17 protein-coding genes and 2 tRNA genes are annotated in these 18,800 nt (G+C 63.1%); 12 read left to right on the top strand and 7 right to left on the bottom strand.

The features are described 5' to 3' along the window. The first annotated feature begins 14 nt into the window (after positions 1-14). The 7 genes from clpP (at position 15) to KTQ42_RS06260 (ending at position 7,516) form a co-directional block, all read left to right on the top strand. Positions 15-644: an ATP-dependent Clp endopeptidase proteolytic subunit ClpP gene (clpP, locus tag KTQ42_RS06290; protein ID WP_283093257.1), complete on the top strand. Its 630-nt coding sequence runs from the start codon at positions 15-17 to the stop codon at positions 642-644. A 165-nt stretch (positions 645-809) separates the two neighbouring features. Beyond that, on the top strand, positions 810-2,078 hold the full coding sequence (gene clpX / locus KTQ42_RS06285; RefSeq protein ID WP_217344736.1) for an ATP-dependent Clp protease ATP-binding subunit ClpX: 1,269 nt from the start codon (positions 810-812) through the stop codon (positions 2,076-2,078). A 261-nt stretch (positions 2,079-2,339) separates the two neighbouring features. Beyond that, a complete protein-coding gene (lon, locus tag KTQ42_RS06280; protein WP_217344735.1) occupies positions 2,340-4,751 on the top strand; it encodes an endopeptidase La in 2,412 nt (803 codons plus the stop codon). A gap of 206 nt (positions 4,752-4,957) precedes the next feature. Beyond that, entirely contained in the window at positions 4,958-5,230 is a 273-nt protein-coding gene (locus tag KTQ42_RS06275; RefSeq protein WP_217344734.1) for an HU family DNA-binding protein, read from the top strand. A 61-nt stretch (positions 5,231-5,291) separates the two neighbouring features. Continuing rightward, positions 5,292-5,367: transfer RNA gene (locus KTQ42_RS06270), tRNA-Val, on the top strand. 46 nt (positions 5,368-5,413) lie between these two features. Continuing rightward, positions 5,414-5,490: transfer RNA gene (locus tag KTQ42_RS06265), tRNA-Asp, on the top strand. A gap of 88 nt (positions 5,491-5,578) precedes the next feature. After that, positions 5,579-7,516 carry a SurA N-terminal domain-containing protein gene (locus KTQ42_RS06260; protein ID WP_217344733.1) on the top strand — a complete coding sequence of 646 codons (1,938 nt, stop codon included), beginning with the start codon at positions 5,579-5,581 and terminating at the stop codon, positions 7,514-7,516. Between the two features lie 168 nt (positions 7,517-7,684). Here the strand turns inward: KTQ42_RS06260 and mnmH are convergent, their stop codons facing one another. Together mnmH and KTQ42_RS06250 are read right to left on the bottom strand one after the other, a co-directional pair. After that, complete coding sequence (mnmH, locus tag KTQ42_RS06255) at positions 7,685-8,758, bottom strand: tRNA 2-selenouridine(34) synthase MnmH (protein WP_217344732.1); 1,074 nt, start codon at positions 8,756-8,758, stop codon at positions 7,685-7,687. 4 nt (positions 8,759-8,762) lie between these two features. After that, positions 8,763-9,386: an arylesterase gene (locus KTQ42_RS06250; protein ID WP_283093256.1), complete on the bottom strand. Its 624-nt coding sequence runs from the start codon at positions 9,384-9,386 to the stop codon at positions 8,763-8,765. 25 nt (positions 9,387-9,411) lie between these two features. Between KTQ42_RS06250 and KTQ42_RS06245 the strand changes: the two genes are divergently transcribed. Further along, on the top strand, positions 9,412-10,125 hold the full coding sequence (locus KTQ42_RS06245; RefSeq protein WP_249222662.1) for an ABC transporter ATP-binding protein: 714 nt from the start codon (positions 9,412-9,414) through the stop codon (positions 10,123-10,125). Here the strand turns inward: KTQ42_RS06245 and KTQ42_RS06240 are convergent. The 4 genes from KTQ42_RS06240 to KTQ42_RS06225 form a co-directional block, all read right to left on the bottom strand. Next, on the bottom strand, positions 10,091-11,584 hold the full coding sequence (locus tag KTQ42_RS06240; RefSeq protein WP_217344730.1) for an NAD(P)H-hydrate dehydratase: 1,494 nt from the start codon (positions 11,582-11,584) through the stop codon (positions 10,091-10,093). The two genes, KTQ42_RS06245 and KTQ42_RS06240, sit on opposite strands and share 35 nt — an antisense overlap. Further along, complete coding sequence (locus tag KTQ42_RS06235) at positions 11,581-12,705, bottom strand: NAD(P)/FAD-dependent oxidoreductase (protein ID WP_217344729.1); 1,125 nt, start codon at positions 12,703-12,705, stop codon at positions 11,581-11,583. Before KTQ42_RS06235 ends, KTQ42_RS06240 begins: the two co-directional genes overlap by 4 nt. Beyond that, positions 12,698-13,942: a D-amino acid dehydrogenase gene (locus KTQ42_RS06230; protein ID WP_217344728.1), complete on the bottom strand. Its 1,245-nt coding sequence runs from the start codon at positions 13,940-13,942 to the stop codon at positions 12,698-12,700. Before KTQ42_RS06230 ends, KTQ42_RS06235 begins: the two co-directional genes overlap by 8 nt. 225 nt (positions 13,943-14,167) lie before the next feature. Beyond that, positions 14,168-14,986 (bottom strand): OmpA family protein, encoded by an 819-nt coding sequence (locus tag KTQ42_RS06225; RefSeq protein WP_217344727.1) that lies wholly within the window; start codon positions 14,984-14,986, stop codon positions 14,168-14,170. A 203-nt stretch (positions 14,987-15,189) separates the two neighbouring features. Between KTQ42_RS06225 and KTQ42_RS06220 the strand changes: the two genes are divergently transcribed. Continuing rightward, on the top strand, positions 15,190-15,891 hold the full coding sequence (locus KTQ42_RS06220; protein WP_249222661.1) for a Crp/Fnr family transcriptional regulator: 702 nt from the start codon (positions 15,190-15,192) through the stop codon (positions 15,889-15,891). 126 nt (positions 15,892-16,017) lie between these two features. Here the strand turns inward: KTQ42_RS06220 and KTQ42_RS06215 are convergent, their stop codons facing one another. Then, the gene (locus KTQ42_RS06215) at positions 16,018-16,230 is read right to left on the bottom strand and encodes a glycine zipper 2TM domain-containing protein (protein ID WP_194711081.1); all 213 of its coding nucleotides are present in this window, start codon (positions 16,228-16,230) and stop codon (positions 16,018-16,020) included. Positions 16,231-16,547: 317 nt separating this feature from the next. Between KTQ42_RS06215 and KTQ42_RS06210 the strand changes: the two genes are divergently transcribed. The 3 genes from KTQ42_RS06210 to KTQ42_RS06200 all read left to right on the top strand — a co-directional run bounded on the left by KTQ42_RS06210 (position 16,548) and on the right by KTQ42_RS06200 (position 18,793). Beyond that, a complete protein-coding gene (locus KTQ42_RS06210) occupies positions 16,548-17,084 on the top strand; it encodes a hypothetical protein (RefSeq protein ID WP_217344726.1) in 537 nt (178 codons plus the stop codon). A gap of 83 nt (positions 17,085-17,167) precedes the next feature. Beyond that, positions 17,168-17,494 carry a BON domain-containing protein gene (locus KTQ42_RS06205; protein ID WP_217344725.1) on the top strand — a complete coding sequence of 109 codons (327 nt, stop codon included), beginning with the start codon at positions 17,168-17,170 and terminating at the stop codon, positions 17,492-17,494. Positions 17,495-17,593: 99 nt separating this feature from the next. After that, positions 17,594-18,793, top strand: coding sequence for an AI-2E family transporter (locus tag KTQ42_RS06200; protein WP_349292126.1), 1,200 nt, complete (start codon positions 17,594-17,596; stop codon positions 18,791-18,793). Positions 18,794-18,800 lie beyond the last annotated feature (7 nt).

The raw sequence follows: 18,800 nt of genomic DNA, 5'->3' as shown, positions 1-18,800 counted from the left end.
CAGAGGGAAATCACATGACTACTAGCATGATGGGAAACAGCGCGCTCGATACACAGATGCTCGGCATGGTGCCGATGGTGATCGAGCAGAGCGGCCGCGGCGAGCGTGCGTACGACATCTACTCGCGTCTGCTGAAGGAGCGCGTGATTTTCCTGGTTGGCCCGGTGAACGACCATAGTGCCAACCTGATCGTTGCACAACTGCTGTTCCTGGAAAGCGAAAATCCCGACAAGGATATTTCGCTGTACATCAATAGCCCAGGCGGCTCGGTCTCGGCCGGCATGGCGATCTATGACACGATGCAGTTCATCAAGCCGGATGTATCGACGCTGTGCACCGGCCTGGCTGCCTCGATGGGTGCTTTCCTGCTGGCCGCTGGCGCCAAGGGCAAGCGCTTCTCGCTGCCGAATTCGCGCATCATGATTCACCAGCCTCTGGGCGGTGCGCAAGGTCAGGCGGCCGACATTGAAATTCAGGCACGGGAGATCCTGTATCTGCGCGAACGTCTCAACGCCATCCTGGCGGAAAAGACGGGTCGTCCGGTGGAGCAGATCAGCCGCGACACCGACCGCGACAACTTCATGTCGGCGGAGCAGGCCCTGGACTATGGAATGATCGACAAGGTACTGACCAGCCGCGGTTGAGTCAGCGGCTGACTGGATGAAAAAACGCCCTGGCCAGCAATGCCCGGGCGTTTTGTTTTAGTGCAATTATGCAATATGTTTCAATTGTCAATTTATTGCGCAGGCTCGTGACGACTTTTCGATTCGCGGGTAAGATCGTAGAACCCTTTTTCCAAAGCTTTTTCCATGTCCGATAAAAAGTCCTCCAGTGGTGAAAAACTGCTGTACTGCTCGTTCTGCGGCAAGAGCCAGCATGAAGTGAAAAAACTCATTGCAGGCCCGTCGGTATTCATCTGCGACGAATGCATTGATTTGTGCAATGACATCATCCGGGACGAAGCATCGAGTATCGAGACCGTCGCCGGTCCGAAGTCGGATCTGCCCACGCCCCAGGAAATCTTCGACATGCTGGGCCAGTACGTGATCGGCCAGGAAAATGCGAAGCGCATTCTGTCAGTCGCCGTGTATAACCACTACAAGCGGCTGAAGCACCTTGGCAAGAAGGATGACGTCGAACTTTCCAAGAGCAATATCCTGCTGGTCGGCCCTACGGGTTCGGGCAAGACGCTTCTGGCCCAGACGCTGGCGCGCATGCTGAACGTGCCGTTCGTGATTGCCGATGCCACCACCCTGACCGAAGCCGGCTATGTCGGCGAGGACGTGGAAAACATCATCCAGAAGCTGCTGCAGAACTGCAATTACGAAGTCGACAAGGCACAGCGCGGCATTGTCTACATCGACGAAATCGACAAGATCTCGCGCAAGTCGGACAACCCGTCCATCACGCGCGACGTCTCCGGCGAAGGCGTGCAGCAGGCGCTTCTGAAGCTGATCGAGGGCACGATGGCTTCGGTGCCGCCGCAGGGCGGCCGCAAGCATCCGAACCAGGATTTCGTGCAGATCGACACCACCAACATCCTGTTCATCTGCGGCGGCGCCTTCGACGGCCTGGCGAAGGTGATTTCAGAGCGTTCGGAGAAGAGCGGCATCGGCTTTGGCGCCAGCGTCAAGAGCCAGGCCGAGCGCACCGCCAGCGAAGTGCTGCTCGAGGCGGAACCGGAAGACCTGATCAAGTTCGGCCTGATTCCCGAACTGGTCGGCCGTCTGCCGGTGGTGGCGACCCTGAGCGAGCTCAACGAAGCGGCGCTGATCCAGATTCTGCTGGAGCCGAAGAATGCGCTCGTCAAGCAATATGCGAAGCTGCTGCAGATGGAAGGCGCTGAACTGGAAATCCGTCCGGCGGCACTGCATGCAGTGGCACGCAAGGCGCTGGCCCGCAAGACCGGTGCCCGCGGCCTGCGTTCCATCCTCGAACATGCCTTGCTGGAAGTGATGTTTGAACTGCCGAACGAGCAGAACGTGGCCAAGGTTGTCATTGATGAAAACACCATCACCAATGGCGCCAAACCCATCCTGATTTACCACGAACAGCCCAAGGTGTCGGGCGCCAAGTAAGGCAAAGGTGTGCGGCCGGCGGCCGCTCACCTTTGCGTCAAATTGTAAAACCCCGAAGTTTTTCTTTGTTTCCCAGGCAAAACCGCTACAATTTCCCCTGTCAACAGACAAACAGGCTTACATCGCAAAGCCACCCGCGCATAAAAACGTGAGTGGCTTTTTTATTTGTTTTGCAACTAAGCATGTTTTTTGTTGATGCCCGGGCTTGTGTTTCGGCTGCTCGCGCCAACATCATAAACAGGATTTTTGATAAGGCCCGCCATGACGACTAATTCTACTGTTACCGCACCTACCCAACTGCCGCTGCTGCCATTGCGCGACGTCGTCGTTTTTCCGCATATGGTGATACCGCTGTTCGTAGGCCGTCCAAAATCAATCAAGGCGCTCGAAGCCGCCATGGAGCAAGGCAAGAGCATCATGCTGGCTGCCCAGAAGGCAGCCGCCAAGGATGAGCCCTCTGCCGAAGATATCTACGAAATCGGTTGCATTGCCAACATCCTTCAGATGCTGAAGTTGCCCGACGGCACCGTTAAAGTGCTGGTCGAAGGCGCACAGCGCGCACGCATCCACAAGATCACTGAACTCGACAGCCATTTCACCGCCGAGCTGACCCCCGTGGAATCCGAGCCGGGCGATGAAGCGGAGGTCGAAGCGATGCGTCGCGCGATCGTCCAGCAGTTCGACCAGTATGTGAAGCTCAACAAAAAGATCCCGCCCGAGATTCTCACTTCTCTGGCAGGCATCGACGACGCCGGTCGCCTGGCCGACACCATTGCCGCGCATCTGCCGCTGAAGCTGGAGCAAAAGCAGGTCATCCTGGAAATTTTCGACGTGGCCAAGCGCCACGAGCACCTGCTCGGCCAGCTGGAAGGCGAACTCGACATCCTTCAGGTCGAAAAGCGCATCCGTGGTCGCGTCAAGCGCCAGATGGAAAAGTCGCAGCGCGAGTATTACCTGAACGAGCAGGTCAAGGCGATCCAGAAGGAACTGGGCGAAGGCGAAGAGGGCGCGGATCTGGAAGAGCTCGAGAAGAAGATCGTGCTTGCCAAGATGCCCAAGGAAGCCCGCGAAAAGGCGCAAAGCGAACTCAAGAAGCTCAAGTTGATGTCGCCGATGTCGGCCGAGGCAACCGTGGTGCGCAACTACATCGATACGCTGATCGGTCTGCCCTGGAAGAAGAAGTCCAAGGTCAACAACGACCTCGCCAATGCCGAGAAGGTGCTGGAAGACGATCACTATGGCCTGGAGAAGGTCAAGGAACGCATTCTGGAATATCTCGCCGTGCAACAGCGCGTCGACAAGCTGAAGGCGCCGATCCTGTGCTTCGTCGGACCTCCGGGCGTCGGCAAGACCTCGCTGGGGCAGTCGATCGCCCGCGCCACGAACCGCAAGTTCGTGCGCATGGCGCTGGGCGGCGTGCGTGACGAAGCCGAGATCCGCGGCCATCGCCGGACCTATATCGGCTCGATGCCGGGCAAGATCCTGCAAAGCCTGTCCAAGACCGGCGTGCGCAATCCCTTGTTCCTGCTCGACGAGATCGACAAGCTGGGCATGGATTTCCGCGGCGATCCGTCGTCGGCCTTGCTGGAAGTGCTGGATCCGGAACAGAACCACACTTTCTCGGACCATTACGTCGAAGTGGACTTCGATCTGTCGGACGTGATGTTCGTGGCGACGTCAAACTCGTACAACATCCCGCCGGCCCTGCTGGACCGAATGGAAGTGATCCGGCTGTCCGGCTACACCGAAGACGAGAAGACCAGCATTGCGCAGCGCTACCTGCTGCCCAAGCAGATCAAGAACAACGGCCTGAAGGACGGCGAGATCACGGTGACCGAAGAGGCGATCCGCGACATCATCCGTTACTACACCCGGGAAGCCGGCGTTCGTTCGCTCGAGCGCGAAGTTTCGAAGATCTGCCGCAAGGTGGTGAAGATGCTGCTGTTGTCCAAGAACGAGCGCAAGGTGGAAGTCAATTCCGCCAATCTCGACAAGTTCCTGGGCGTGCGGCGGTTTGACTTCGGCGTGGCCGAGAAGGAAAACCAGGTTGGCCAGGTGGTGGGTCTGGCCTGGACCGAAGTCGGCGGCGATCTGCTGACGATCGAGGCGATCACCATGCCGGGCAAGGGCGGCGTGATACGTACCGGTACCCTGGGCGATGTGATGAAGGAGTCGATCGAAGCTGCCCGTACCGTGGTGCGCAGCCGCGCGAAATCGCTGGGCATCAAGCCGGAGGTGTTCGAGAAGACCGATATCCATATCCACGTGCCGGAAGGCGCAACGCCCAAGGACGGTCCTTCGGCCGGTATCGCGATGACGACGGCGCTGGTGTCGGTGTTCTCCGGCATTCCGGTGCGTGCCGATGTCGCGATGACAGGCGAGATCACGCTGCGCGGCGAGGTGTTGCCGATCGGCGGGCTGAAGGAAAAGCTGCTGGCGGCGCATCGTGGCGGCATCAAGACCGTGCTGATTCCCGAGCAGAACGTGAAGGACCTGGCCGAGATTCCGGACAACGTGAAAAACAAGCTGGAAATCGTGCCGGTGCGCTGGATCGACAAGGTGCTGGAAATCGCCCTGGAACGCCAGCCTACGCCACTGTCTGAAGAGGAAATGGCCGAAGCAGCGGTGACCAAGCCGGCTGACAAGGCAGATCCGAATGTCGTGAAGCACTAAACTGCGTCATTCCCGTAAATCGCGCTCTACGGAGCGCGATTTTTTTCGTCAAGCGGTTTCTTGGCTGTTGTAAAAATGCAAATGTTGGATCCTTGACACATTCTGGGGTGACTTGTTAAATACTCGCTGCGGATTTCCTGCATCCTCGATGATCGATTTATCGTGCGAAAAATCGCAAAGGGGAATAATGAGATGGAGGAGCGACAATGAACAAGACAGAATTGATAGACCATATCGCCGCGTCGGCGGAGATTCCCAAGGTAACCGCTACCCGCGCACTGGATGCCGTGCTCAAAGCAGTCACCAGCACGCTGAAGGACAGCGGGTCGGTCACGCTGGCCGGATTCGGCACGTTCTCAGTGGGCAAGCGGGCAGCCCGCACCGGACGCAATCCGCGTACCGGCGACCAGATCAGGATTGCCGCGGCGCAGGTGCCCAAATTTAGGCCTGGCAAAGCATTGAAAGATGCGATAAACTAGCCGCCTTCGTCGCGGTGACAAGCGGCAAGACCTGGCTGGCTCAGCGAATAGCGGTTTTATCGGGTGCTTAGCTCAGTTGGTAGAGCGGCGCCCTTACAAGGCGTAGGTCGGGAGTTCGAGCCTCTCAGCACCCACCAACAGCAAGTCAGGAAGGGAAAGCTTTCGGCTTTCCGGTAGTATCAAGGAGTGGTAGTTCAGTCGGTTAGAATACCGGCCTGTCACGCCGGGGGTCGCGGGTTCGAGTCCCGTCCACTCCGCCAGAAAACCAAAAAGGCGAACTTATGTTCGCCTTTTTTCATATGCGCTAGAATTTCGCGCACCAAGCAATTTGCCCGTGATCGGTAGACCATGTTCGATTTCATCCGTACCCACCAGCGTTTGATGCAGTTCCTGCTGCTGCTCCTGATTGTTCCTTCGTTTGCCCTGCTCGGCCTGGAAAGTTATACCCGCATGGGCGACGAGACCAATGTCGTTGCCAAGGTGGGCGGACAGAAGGTGACCAAGGAAGAACTGGATGCGGCGCAGCGCCAGCAGGCCGACCGCTTGCGTCAGGCCTACGGCGCCCAGTTCGATCCGCGCCTGCTGGACACGCCCGAGGCGCGCCGCGGCCTGCTCGATAACCTGATTGCGCAGAAAGCACTGGCCGTGGAAGCGGCGCGCAACCATCTGTCGGTATCGGATTCTTCCCTGCAGCAGAGCATCTTGCAAATTCCCGAACTGCAGTCCGCGGACGGGAAGTTCGACGTGGAGCGCTACAAGGCGCTGCTGGCCGCGCAGGGCATGACGCCGACCATGTATGAAGCACAGCTGCGCCAGGAAATGGCGCTGCAGCAGATCAATGCAGCGGTGCAGAACAGCGCGTTTGCACCCAAGTCGCTGGCGACCCGACTGTCTGAAATCAACGAGCAGCAGCGTGAAGTGCAGGAACAGCTGTTCAAGGTGTCCGACTATGCTGCCAAGGTCAAGGTGACCGATGAAATGCTGCAGGCCTATTACGACAAGAGCGGCAGCCGCTTCGAGACCCCGGAGCAGGTGAAGGCCGAATATGTGGTGCTGAATGCGGCCAATATCGCCAGCCAGGTATCGGTCAGCGATGCCGACATCAAGTCTTATTACGAGCAGAATGCAAAGCGTTACACCACCGAAGAGCAGCGGCGCGCCAGCCACATCCTGATTACCGCACCCAAGGAGGCGCCCGCCAAGGAGCGCAACGCCGCCAAGGCCAAGGCAGAGACACTGCTGGCGCAGCTGCGCAAGAACCCGGGCGACTTCGCCAAGCTGGCCAAGGAAAACTCGCAGGACCCAGGCTCGGCCGAGCGCGGCGGCGACCTCGACTTTTTCGGCAAGGGCATGATGGTCAAGCCTTTCGAGGACGCTGCCTACAAGCTCAGGAAAGGCGAGATCAGCGACGTGGTCGAGTCCGAGTTTGGCTATCACATCATTCAGGTGACCGATGTCAAGCCGGGCGGCGTGCGTTCGCTGGAGCAGGTCAAGGACGAGATCGCGGCCGAGATCAAGAAGCAGCTGGCTGCCAAGAAGTACACCGAGATGGCCGAGACTTTCTCCAATACCGTCTATGAACAGGCCGACAGCCTGAAGCCGGTGGCTGACAAGCTGGGCCTGAAGATCGAGACCGTCAGCATCATCGGACGCGAGCCCAAGCCGGGCTTGGGCAAGGACGTTCCCTATAACAATGCGAAATTCCTGGGGGCGCTGTTTTCCGACGAAGCGGTGCGCAACAAGCACAATACCGAAGCAGTGGAAGTGGCGCCCAATACGCTGGTGGCTGGCCGCGTGGTGTCCTATCAGCCCAAGACCCGTCGTCCATTGGAAGAGGTGAAGCCGCAGGTCAGGGAGCTGGTGCTGCAGCAGGAAGCGATGGCGCTGGCGAAGAAGGCAGGCGAGGCGCGCCTGGCCGAGTTGCAGACCAGGACCGACGCCAACGGCTTCGGCGCGGCCAAGATGGTTTCCCGCACCGCCGCCGGCGGCCTGGACGAAAGCGCTTTCATGGCAGTGATGAAGGCGGATGTCGGCAAGCTGCCGGCCGTGGTTGGCGCGGAATTGCCGGGGCAGGGCTATGGGGTGTACCGCATCAACAAGCTCGCGCCCGCGGCCAAGGTCGACGAGGCGCGGCGTACCGCCGAGCAGCAACAGATTGCGGCAGCGCTGTCGCAGCAGGAAACGCTGGCCTATATCGATGTGCTGAAGAACCGTGCCAAGACCAAGCTGGTGAATTCGCCGGCGGCGCCGGCGGCGGCTGCAGGCGAGCAGGAAGCGCCGAAGTAAGCAAGGAGGGCAGGCAAGGCATCAGACTGACCTGCCAGGTAAAAAGGCGCGGAACCCGAGGGTTGCGCGCCTTTTGTTTTGGGCGACTCATCAAGGCGCGATTGCCGGGCGCCTTTCAGTTTTTAGCTTTTGGCTTGTGTCATGGCCCGTGCAGCCTGCTCCAACGCATCAGGACATGCTTCCGTCTGCCGCCAGCAGCGTTGTGGCGGCATCGTCGAATGCCTCGGCCGAAATGTCCTTGATCTCCAGCACCATGGCATCGCCGAAGCGGGTGAAGTTGCGTCGGATGGACTTGTTGTATGCCGGGTCGTAATGGTCGGTGAGAAGTTCTTCCACCAGCGGCTGCATCTTTTCCTCCAGCGCCAGTTTCTGCCAGTGACTGATCTTGTCGCGGCCATACAGCATCGCCAGGCAGTCCAGGCGGACATTCAGCGCCTGTGGCGCTTCGACGAAATGCACATAGTCTTCCATCAGCAGCGCAACCCGGTCACCCTGCGACAGTTGCACAGAGACGCATTCCGACGCACGGATTCTTTCCATCAGCGCCTCCGGCACCCGCAGGTTGCCGACCTTCTTGCTTTCCGATTCGACGTACACCGGCCGCGACGGATCGAAGCCTTGCAGGCCACGCCACAGGCGACTCTCGAACATTTTCTGGCTGGGCTGCGGCTCGCTGGGCAGGTGGCCCAGCACCGAACCGCGATGGGCGGCCAGCTGTTCCAGGTCCAGCACCTGGGCGCCATGCCGGGCCAGGGTCTGCAACAGGCGGCTCTTGCCGCTGCCGGTGGTGCCGCAGACCACGATGAAGCGGAACCGCGCCGGCAGCTCGGCCAGCGCCTGGTTGACCTGGCGCCGGTATTCCTTGTAGCCGCCGTCGAGTTGCACCGCCTGCCAGCCCACCTTGGCCAGGATGTGGGCCATCGCGCCGCTGCGGTTGCCGCCGCGCCAGCAGTAGATCAGCGGCTTCCAGTCGCGCGGCTTGTCCAGCAGGGTGTTCTCGAGGTGCTTGCCGATATTGCGCGCAACCAGGGCTGCGCCTTTCTTCTTGGCGTCGAACGGGCTCGCCTGCTTGTAAAGGGTGCCGATCTCGGCGCGCTCGGCGTCGTCCAGCACCGGGCAGTTGATGGCGCCAGGGATGTGGTCTTCGGCGAATTCCGAAGGACTGCGGACATCGATGATGGTGTCGTAGCTGCCGAGATCGGGCAGCACGGTTGAAATGGGTAGCAGGGCGGGAAACTTCATTGAATCACTTTACAAGCAGGGGTTGCAGTCGCGGCCAGACCGTGTCGAGCAGGAGCGGCTGGGCGTCCGCGGTGGGATGCAGGCGGTCGCTCTGGAACAGATCGGGCCGTTCCACCAGCCGCTCGAGGAAGAAGGGCACCAGCGGCACCTTCTGCTCGGCGGCGAGCTTGTTGAACACACCGGAAAACTGGCGGGTGTAGTCGGGGCCGTAGTTCGGAGGGATCTGCATGCCGACCACCAGCACGCGGGCGCGAATGCCCTTGGCGGCTGTGATCATGGCGCGCAGGTTGTCCTCGGTGGACGCGACCGGCAGGCCGCGCAGCGCGTCATTGGCGCCGAGCTCCAGCAACATCACATCGGGCTTGTGCTTTTCCAGCAGCGCCGGAAGGCGGGTGCGTCCGCCGCTGGTGGTGTCGCCGCTGATGCTGGCATTGACTACCCGCACATCCAGGTTTTCCGACTTGAGCCGTTTTTCCAGCAGCGACACCCAGCCGCTGCCACGCGCCAGCCCATATTCGGCGGAAAGGCTGTCGCCCAGCACGAGCAGGGTTTTTGATGCAGAATAGGCGCTCGCCGTAGCGCACAGCAGCGCGGCCATCAGCAGAACGTGCCGTATTTTCCCAACCATCGATATCCTTTCCAAGATTGCCTGCATGCCTGCACCGATCAATGCCGAAGTTGCGATTGAAGTTTCCCACCTGAGCAAGCGGGTCGCCGATGCGGCTGGTGAACTCACCATTCTGAAGGATGTGAATTTTACAGTGCAGGCGGGCGGCACGCTTGCCATCGTCGGCGCTTCGGGGTCAGGCAAGTCCACCCTGCTGGGCCTGCTGGCCGGCCTCGACACGCCTTCCGAAGGCACGGTGCTGCTCAACGGCGCCGACATCTATGCGCTGGATGAGGATGGCCGCGCCAGCCTGCGCAAGGCGCAACTGGGCTTCGTGTTCCAGTCCTTCCAGCTGCTGTCGCACCTGACCGCGCTGGAAAACGTGATGCTGCCGCTCGAGCTGCGCGGCGATCGCGATGCCCGCGGCCGGGCCGAAGCCATGCTGGAGCGGGTCGGCCTGAATGCGCGCCTGGGTCATTATCCGAAATACATGTCGGGCGGCGAGCAGCAGCGGGTGGCGCTGGCGCGCGCCTTCGTCAGCGAGCCGCCCCTGCTGTTTGCCGATGAGCCCACCGGCAGCCTGGATGCCGCCACCGGCGACGCCGTGATCGATCTGATGTTTGCACTGAACCGGGAGCGCGGATCGACGCTGGTGCTGGTCACCCACGACACCGCGATTGCCGCGCTGTGCGAGCGCACCATCACGATCGCGGCCGGCCGGCTGGTCAATGATCAGCAGCTGCGCGTATCAACTGGTTGAGGCAGGTCCGCACCGCTCCTGGCAATTCGCTTGCCACCAGGCCGACCGGGCCCACGCCCTGATCCACCAGCATGTCGGCGGCGGCGCCGTGCAGCCATACCGCCGCCAGCGCCGCTTCCCATGCCGGCCAGCGCTGCGCCAGCAATGCGCCGCACAGGCCGGCCAGCACGTCGCCGGTGCCCGCGGTGGCCAGCGCCGGGCTGCCGGTGACATTGATGACCGCCAGCCCGTCCGGACGGGCAATCACGCTGCCGGCGCCCTTCAGCACCACTACCGCGCCAAAGTCGGCTGCAAGCCGGCGCGCGGCGGCCAGCCGGTCGGCCTGCACCTGCGCAGCGGTGCAGCCGAGCAGGCGTGCCGCTTCCAGCGGATGCGGCGTGAGCAGCGCGCCGCCGCGGCGGCCCAGCGCATTGCGCAGGTCGACGCCGGCGGCCACCATATTGAGCGCATCCGCGTCCAGCACCAGGGGCGCCGTCCCGGCCAGCACCTGGGACAGCAGGGAGCGGGCCTGGCCGCTACTGCCCAGGCCAGGGCCGGCCACCACGCAAGCCCGTTCAAGCTCGAGGTCGGCTGCGCGGCGGCACATGATCTCCGGATGCGGCGGATCATAGGCTGGCGGCTCGGCCAGGAAACCGGCGAATACCCGGCCGGCGCCGGCGAGGGCGGCGGTGCGGGCAGCCAGGATCGCCGCGCCGGACATGCCCTGTGCGCCACCGAGGATGGCGACATCGCCGAAGCTGCCCTTGTGGGAATTTTGCCGGCGCGGCTGCAGGCTTGGCGCGAACAGGTCTGTGCCTGCCAGCCATGCCGACGGCGCCGGAAAGAGCGCCGTGTCGATATCCAGGCTCGCCACCTCTACCAGGCCGGCATGGTCGCAGCCGTCGGCGGTATGCAGCCCCGGCTTGTCGGCGATGAAGGTGAGGGTATGCGTGGCCTGCACCGCCACGCCGTCGGGCCCAACGATGGCGCCGGTGTCGGCATCCAGGCCGCTTGGCACATCTAGCGCGACGACGGGGCAGGGCAGGCGGTTGACCGTGCGCACCAGCTCAGCCAGGTCGCCGGCGATGGGCCGGGCCAATCCGATGCCGAACAGGCCGTCGAGTGCCAGGTCCCAACCCTGCGCCATGTCAGCCTGGTCGAATCGTGCAGAACTGGCTTTCGCCCGCCGCAGCGCATCCGCCGCATCGGCCGACAGCGCCGCCGGGTTGCCGCGAAAGTCGATCGTCACCTGCCATCCCTGGCTTGCCAGCAGCGTCGCCGCCTCCATGGCGTCGCCGCCATTGTTGCCGGGACCGGCAATGGCCAGCACCCGGCCACCGCCGGGCAGCAGCCGCATGGCGAGTCCGGCCGCGGCCGCGCCGGCGCGACGCATCAGCGTACCGGCAGGGGCAGCAGCCAGCGCCGCGCGTTCAATGGCGCGCACCTCGGCAACGCCGTAGACGCTGCGCGCCCGCTTCATGACAAGGCCCGGGCCAGTCCGAGCACATGATCGGCAATGGCCAGCGAGGCGGTCAGGCCGGGCGACTCGATGCCGTACAGGCCGAGATAGTGGCCGCTGCCGTGGGAAGCGAACAGGAAGTCGGCGGCGGGCGCGCCGGGCGGGCTGATCTTGGGCCGGATGCCGGCATAGGCCGGCTGCAGCGAATGCGAGGGCAGCGCCGGCCAGTAGGCCCGGATCTCGGCATAGAAGCGATCGGCCCGGGCCGGGTCGACAAGGTAATCGATCTGCTCGTCTTCCAGCCATTCCACGTCCGGGCCGAAGCGCGCCTGGCCGCCCAGGTCGAGGGTGAGATGCACGCCCAGGCCGCCGGGCTCCGGCACCGGATAGATCAGCCGCGAGAAGGGCGCCCGCCCGGCGAGCGAATAATAATTGCCCTTGGCGAACCAGGCGCGCGGAATGCTGGCCTCATCCAGGCCGGCGATGCTGCGGGCGATGCGCGGCGCCCACAGGCCGGCGCAATTGACCACGGTGCGGGCATGCAGCAGGAAGCCCTCGTCGTCGCTGCCGGCGCCGGTCTCGGCCACCCGCAGCACGATGCCGTCGTCGCGTCGCTCGCCGGACAGCACCTGGCTGGCGAACGCGAACACCGCGCCGGCATGCTCGGCATCGCCCTGCAGCGCCAGCATGAAGCCGTGGCTGTCGATCACGCCTGTCATCGGCGAGTGCAGGGCGGCGGTGCATTGCAGCGCCGGTTCCATCGCCATGGCTTCCCCGGCGCTGATCATGCGCACTTCGGTGCAGCCGTTGGCATGCGCCTGGGCGGCGATTCCGGCCAGGCGTTCATGCTGGGCAGTATTGGTGGCAACCACCAGCTTGCCGCAGCGCTGATGGGCAATGCCGCGCTCGGCGCAGTAGGCATACAGCGCATCGCGGCCGGAAACGCACAGCGCTGCCTTCAGGCTGCCGCTCGGGTAATAGAGGCCTGCGTGGATGACCTCGCTGTTGCGCGAGCTGGTTTCCATGCCGATGGCGGGATGCGATTCCACCACCATGACTTCGCGGCCCGCCTGGGCCAGCGCCCGCGCGACTGCCAGGCCGACAACGCCGGCGCCGATAACGATGACATCCGTCTTATCCATAACGTGCAAGTGTGAGTCCTTCCGTATCAATATCCGTGGCCTGTCCGGAGATCAGGTCGGCGACCAGCTTGCCCGATCCGGCCGCCATGCCCCAGCCCGATGCGCTATGGCCAATGTTGACATGCACATTGCGCAGCGCGGTGGGACCGACCAGCGGCACGCCATCGGGCAGCATGGGCCAGACCCCGCTCCAGAAACTGGAGGCATTGTAATTCGCCGCATCCGGAAACCAGTCCTCGCCGACCTTGACCAGGGTGCGCAGCGCGGCCTCGCGCAGTTCGGGCGCCGGAAAGCCGAGTTCCACCGTGCCGGCCACTCGGACCCGTGTGCCAAGCCGGGTGACCGAGACCTTGTAGCTTTCGTCGGCGACCGACGCCAGCGGCGCCTGATCGAAGTTGCGGATGGCAACCGATGCCGAGTAGGCCTTCACCGGGTACAGCGGCACCCGGATGCCGAGCCGGCGCAGCAGCGGCAGGCTGTCGTAGCCGGCGGCGATCACGACGGCGTCGGCGCCGAAGCGCTGCCTGCCGATGGAAAGGGTCACGCCATGCCGGTCGCTTTCGATCGAATCGACTGCGCTGTCGAAGTGGAACACCACGCCCATCTCCTGGGCAATCGCGCGCAACTGGCGGGTGAAGAGCGGGCAGTTGCCTGCTTCATCGCCCGGCAGGTGCAGCGCCGAATTGAGTGGCGTGTGGTAAGCCAGGGCAGGTTCTACCAGCCTGGCGTCGTCGGAATGGATCAGCCGATGGGGCAGCCCGGCTTCTTCCAGCAGCGCCAGCAGCGGCTGGGCCAGCGTGCGTTCATTCTGGCTGCGAAACAACTGCAACAGGCCGCGGGTCTGCTCGTACTGCAGCGCGTAATGCTCGCGCAGCAGGTGCATCAGTTCGTTGCTGTACAGCGCCAGGCGCTGCATGCGCAGCTTGTTGACCTGGAAGCGCTCGATGTCGCATTCGGCCAGCCAGCGTCGCATCCAGCGCCATAGCGTCGGGCTGACGCCGGGTTTGAGCACCGCGGGCGACTCCGGCTTGAACAGGTAGGACAACAGCTTCTGGGGCATGCCGGGCGCGGCCCAGGGCGCGGCATGGGCAGGCGCCATCAGGCCGGCATTGCCGAAGCTGGTTTCCAGCGCCACGTTGCTGTAACGCTCGAGAACGACGGTCTGATGCCCGGCCGCCGCCAGGAAATAGGCGGTGCACACGCCCGCCACGCCACCGCCGACAACGGCTATCTGCATCGAATCTGGTTCCCGAGAAGTGCGGCCTGATGAGTGCCGCGCCGTATGCGCAACGGCGCGGCGTGTGAGGAATGGTCTGAGTAAGGCATGCGGGGCGAGGCGGCTGCAAAGAGTTGCATAGAGTAGCCGCAAACCATGCCCAGCACAATTGATGGCCCGCTGCAGTAGCGGCCGGCGCGGGCAATCGTCTGAAATTGCACACGCCGGCCTGGCTGTCAGCGTTGATCAGCGGGGCTGGTACTGCGGCTGCTGATACTGGGGCTGCGGATACTGGGGCTGCTGATACTGCGGTTGTTGATATTGAGGCTGCTGGTACTGCGGTTGCTGATACTGCGGTTGCTGATATTGCGGCTGCTGATACTGCGGCTGCTGATACTGCGGAGCCTGTGCCTGTTGCTGCGGCTCGGCGACATAGATCTCGACCCGGCGGTTGCGCGCCCGGCCGGCCTCGTTGTCGTTCGAGGCGATCGGCTCGCGTTCGCCGCGGCCCTCGATGGCGACCCGCTGCTGCGCCACGCCGCGGCTGGCCAGGTAATTGCGGGCACTGGCTGCGCGGTCGATCGACAACTGGTTGTTCAGCGCATCGCCGCCGGTGCTGTCGGTGTGGCCGATGATGGTGACCTGGGCCGCCTGGTTTTCCACCAGCCCGCTGGCGAAACGGTCGAGGATAGGGCGGAAGTTGGACTTGATGTCGGCGCGGCCGGTATCGAAGGAAATGTCGCTTGGAATGTCGAGCTTCAGGCGGTTGTCCTGGGTCTGGGTAACCTGCACGCCGGTGCCGCGGGTTGCCTGCTCCATCGCACGCTTCTGGTTTTCCATGCGGGCGGACCAGACATTGCCGATGACGGCGCCAGCCGCGCCGCCCAGCACGGCGCCAGTGGCGGTACGGCGTCCGCCGCCGCCACCGGTTGCGGCGCCCAGCACGGCGCCCAGGCCGGCACCCACGCCAGCGCCCGTGGCCGTGCCGCGTTGGGTCTGGTTCATGTCCGCGCAACCCGTAACGGCGAGGACAGCAGTGAGCATGGAGATCGTTAGTTTACGCATAGAGCATCCTTTTTGCTTGATAAGACGAAAGCTGGCGCGCGGCTCAGCCTGGCCAGATTGTCACCGATGCCAGCTGCCAGCACTGTACGCTGGCGTACATACGTAGTCATGCAAGAAAGATACGCTAGATACCAACGCTGCAAGACACCTTGCGCTGGATCAGCCGATCCGTACAGATCACCCCCAAGTTGCAATGACTCCCGATGACCGACATTGACGCCGTTCCATGCAATCAGCTGCTGGCCGCGCTGCCAGCAGGCGCGTTGCCGGCACTGCTGCATGGCGGCGCGCTGGGATGGATGTCGCTCAATGCCGGCGACACCCTGCATGAGCAGGGCAGGCGCATCGAGCAGGTCTATTTTCCGGTCGATGCCGTGATCGCCTTCATGGCCGTGGCAAGCCAGCGCATGACGCTCGAAGTGGGGCTGGTCGGTGACGAGGGGCTGGCGGGCATCGCGGTGGCACTGGGCTGCATGATGTCGCCGGTGCATGCCGTGGTTCGGCGCAGCGGCATGGCGCTGCGCATGCCGGCCGATGCCTTTCGCCTTACGCTGGAACAGCATGCCGAGCTGGAGCAGGCAGTGGCCCGCCATGCGCATGGGCTGATGGTGCAGGCAAACCAGGCCGCGTTCTGCAGCCATTTCCATCTGCTCGAAGCCCGTCTTGCCCGGTCCCTGCTGATGATGCGCGACCGGGTGCAATCGAATGCACTGCATCTGACGCATGAAGTCCTTGGCCTGGCGCTGGGTGTGAGGCGGGTAGGAATTACCAAGGCCGCTACCAGCCTGCAGCAGCGCGGGCTGATCAGCTACAGCCGTGGGGAAATACGGATTCTTGACCGGAAGGGTCTGGAGGGGGCATCGTGTGGCTGCTATGCCCTGGTGAAGAAGCTGGCCGAAGAATGAAGTCCCCGCAGTCGGCGTTGACGCTGCTGCAATGTCGGATTCACAAACGGCGGGCGCGCGTCGCGCCGACCAGCATGACAACAGCGCCCAACCAATCCGATGCCGGGCGCTGTTGTCCGCACTGTCTTATTTCGCCTGGTTGCCGATCAGGCCGCCAACCGCTGCGCCGCCCACCGTTCCCATCGTGCTGCCGCCAGTAAGGACATTGCCTGCGACGCCGCCAACGCCGGCGCCGATGGCGGTGTTCCGGGTCTGCGGCGACATGCCCGAGCAGCCGCCGATGCCGACCAGCGCGGCGACAACCACGATACCTGCCATGGACTGTTTGATGATCTTCATTGTTTCTCTCCTTGGATCCGTCGGGTTAAGAAATCGCACCTGGTCAGGCGCGTCATTCACGCCCGATCATCCACAGCATAGAAGTGCCGCGGCAGAGTGTCGGTGCGCTGCCGTACCAATCGGCATGGACGCCGGCTCGAAGCGATGAAACCGGAGCAGCGCATAAACCTGCGCGTCTATGTTCGTTAGCGTACTGAATGCAGTCGGGGATTGCGGGAAACTGCGGCCATGATGAATACGCCTGAAAGCAGCACGCAGGGCAGCGAAACATGGCAAAGGCAATCCCATCCTTCAAGGGCAGTACAGGCAGAGCTTGCATGGCCTTGCTGGCGTGCATCCCGCTGCTCGCAAGCGCGGCTGCTGGCGCGGCTGGGAACGATCGCCGGCAGCAGTACCGCGAGTCGATGGAAGGAGCGCGCGCCAACTACACCGCCGACGCCAGGCATTGCAGGCAGGACAGCGACAGCCGCAGTGCCCGCGCCGTCTGCCTTGCCCAGGCGAAGGCCGAACATAAAAAGGCGACGGCCGAGACGGTTGCCCACTGGCGCAATACGGCGCAGGCCAGAACCGATGCACGCATTGCCGCGGCCGATGCCGACCATGATGTCGCCAGGGCGCGCTGCAAGGCCGGCCCCGGCCAGGCGCAGGCTGCATGCCTGCGGCAGGCCAAGGCGGCGCGTCTGGCTGCCACGACCGATGCCAGGTCGGACCTGCGGGTGACCGAGTCGCGCAATCGCGACAAGGAAGAAAGGAAGAAGGCTTACTACAGGGCGGCGCGCGAAAGATGTGACGCCCTGGCTGGCGCTGCGAAGGAGGCCTGCATGACGCTGGCCCGCGCGCAGTACAGCGAGTAAAGGGAGCTCCGCGATTGCGGAAGACCGAGGATGCCTTCGCAGGAAGGCAAGTTTGAAACATCAATAAAACAAAGGAAATCATCATGACCATCACCAAACGCATCGCAGCCGCCGTCTTTACCGCATCCATGCTGGCCCTGACCGGCTGCGCTTCCGGCCCATTCGCCAAGAGCGCAAAAACCGAATCGCCCAAGGAATACGCAGGCGACGCCCTCATCACCACCAAGGTCAAGGCAGCGCTGATTAACGACCCGATGCTCAAGGCCCGCGAGATCAATGTCGAAACCTACCAGGGCACGGTGCAGCTGAGCGGCTTCGTCGCCACCCGTGAAGAGGCAGCCAAGGCCGGCACGGTGGCACGCGGCATCGAAGGCGTGACTTCGGTCAAGAACGACATCCGCCTGAAGTAAAATCCGGGTGGGGAGGGGCCGGCCGCACCAGCCGCCGCGACGCGCGCGGCGGTGAGCCGGCTCTTGCATGATGCCGCTGCGCCAGCGCAAGAAATGACAATGAACAAACCTTTTGAAGCTGCACCGCAGGCGCCAAGCGCAACCCGCAATCCTGATCCCGACATCGTTCCGGTCGAGCGCCCCGGCGTCGACCCGGCGCTCCTGATTCACCCGCGGATAGCAGTCGATGCGCGCGGCGTGGCCCTATGGATCATCGCCGGCGTGGCCTTCCTGTATGCACTGCAGTGGTCACAGAAATTCCTGATACCGGTGATGTTCAGCATCTTCATTTCCTATACCTTGAATCCGGTCGTTCTCTGGCTGCAGCGCATGCGACTGCCACGGGTGGTCGGCACCACCCTGGTGATGCTGGTCCTGACGCTGGGAGCGGCCGCCGCGGCCAATACCTTGCGCACCCAGTTCCAGTCCATCCTCGACGGCCTGCCGGAAGCCGCGCACAAGATTTCCAGCGCGGTGGCGCATGCCCAGCAGGGAAAGAAGTCGGCGATCCAGCAGATGCAGGAGGCCGCCGCCGAGATCGAGAAAGCCACCAGCCAGGCGGCGGGCAGCAAGCCTGCGTCGCGCACCGTGGTGGTGCCGGAGTCGCCCAAGCTGCGCATCGGCGACTGGGTGTGGGCCGGGTCCCTGGGCGCGGTCGGCCTGGTCGGGCAGACCACCATGGTGCTGTTCCTGGTGTTCTTCCTGCTGCTTTCCGGCGACACCTTCAAGCGCAAGCTGGTCAAGCTCACCGGACCGACCCTGAGCCAGAAAAAGATCACGGTGCAGATACTGGACGACATCAACACGTCCATCCAGAACTACATGTTCATGCTGCTGGTGACCAATCTGCTGCTGGCGGCCATGATGTGGATCGCGCTGCACTGGATCGGCCTGGAAAATGCCGGCGCCTGGGCCGCGGCCGCCGGCTTTCTGCATCTGGTTCCCTATTTCGGTCCGCTCCTGATCACCATCGCCACCGGGGTCACCGCCTTCCTGCAGTTCGGCACCGCCTCCACCGCCTTCCTGGTGGCTGGCATCTCCCTGGGCGTGGCGACCGTGGTCGGCACCTTTGTCACCACATGGATGACCGGGCGCATCGCGAAGATGAATGCTGCCGCGGTCTTCATCGGCCTGCTGTTCTGGGGCTGGCTGTGGGGCATCTGGGGGCTGCTGCTGGGCGTGCCCATCATCGTGGTGATGAAGGTCATCGCGGAGCATATCGAAGGCCTGCAGTCAGTGGCGGAGCTGTTGGGCGAATGATGCGGTT

Origin of the sequence: Noviherbaspirillum sp. L7-7A (assembly GCF_019052805.1) — a bacterium.
Lineage (GTDB): Bacteria > Pseudomonadota > Gammaproteobacteria > Burkholderiales > Burkholderiaceae_D > Noviherbaspirillum_A.
The sequence above is the reverse complement of the archived record's forward strand: the minus strand, read 5'-3'. Positions and strand labels throughout refer to the sequence as shown.

Excerpts from the sequence above, each read along its gene's own strand:
- lon (WP_217344735.1), top strand. The coding sequence starts at position 2,340 with ATGACGACTAATTCTACTGTTACCGCACCTACCCAACTGCCGCTGCTG.
- KTQ42_RS06230 (WP_217344728.1), bottom strand. The coding sequence starts at position 13,942 with ATGCAGATAGCCGTTGTCGGCGGTGGCGTGGCGGGCGTGTGCACCGCC.
- KTQ42_RS06275 (WP_217344734.1), top strand. The coding sequence starts at position 4,958 with ATGAACAAGACAGAATTGATAGACCATATCGCCGCGTCGGCGGAGATT.
- KTQ42_RS06225 (WP_217344727.1), bottom strand. The coding sequence starts at position 14,986 with ATGCGTAAACTAACGATCTCCATGCTCACTGCTGTCCTCGCCGTTACG.
- mnmH (WP_217344732.1), bottom strand. The coding sequence starts at position 8,758 with ATGAAGTTTCCCGCCCTGCTACCCATTTCAACCGTGCTGCCCGATCTC.
- KTQ42_RS06250 (WP_283093256.1), bottom strand. The coding sequence starts at position 9,386 with ATGGTTGGGAAAATACGGCACGTTCTGCTGATGGCCGCGCTGCTGTGC.
- KTQ42_RS06210 (WP_217344726.1), top strand. The coding sequence starts at position 16,548 with ATGGCCTTGCTGGCGTGCATCCCGCTGCTCGCAAGCGCGGCTGCTGGC.
- KTQ42_RS06235 (WP_217344729.1), bottom strand. The coding sequence starts at position 12,705 with ATGGATAAGACGGATGTCATCGTTATCGGCGCCGGCGTTGTCGGCCTG.
- KTQ42_RS06245 (WP_249222662.1), top strand. The coding sequence starts at position 9,412 with ATGCCTGCACCGATCAATGCCGAAGTTGCGATTGAAGTTTCCCACCTG.
- KTQ42_RS06215 (WP_194711081.1), bottom strand. The coding sequence starts at position 16,230 with ATGAAGATCATCAAACAGTCCATGGCAGGTATCGTGGTTGTCGCCGCG.
- clpX (WP_217344736.1), top strand. The coding sequence starts at position 810 with ATGTCCGATAAAAAGTCCTCCAGTGGTGAAAAACTGCTGTACTGCTCG.
- KTQ42_RS06205 (WP_217344725.1), top strand. The coding sequence starts at position 17,168 with ATGACCATCACCAAACGCATCGCAGCCGCCGTCTTTACCGCATCCATG.
- KTQ42_RS06240 (WP_217344730.1), bottom strand. The coding sequence starts at position 11,584 with ATGAAGCGGGCGCGCAGCGTCTACGGCGTTGCCGAGGTGCGCGCCATT.
- KTQ42_RS06260 (WP_217344733.1), top strand. The coding sequence starts at position 5,579 with ATGTTCGATTTCATCCGTACCCACCAGCGTTTGATGCAGTTCCTGCTG.
- clpP (WP_283093257.1), top strand. The coding sequence starts at position 15 with ATGACTACTAGCATGATGGGAAACAGCGCGCTCGATACACAGATGCTC.
- KTQ42_RS06200 (WP_349292126.1), top strand. The coding sequence starts at position 17,594 with ATGAACAAACCTTTTGAAGCTGCACCGCAGGCGCCAAGCGCAACCCGC.
- KTQ42_RS06220 (WP_249222661.1), top strand. The coding sequence starts at position 15,190 with ATGACCGACATTGACGCCGTTCCATGCAATCAGCTGCTGGCCGCGCTG.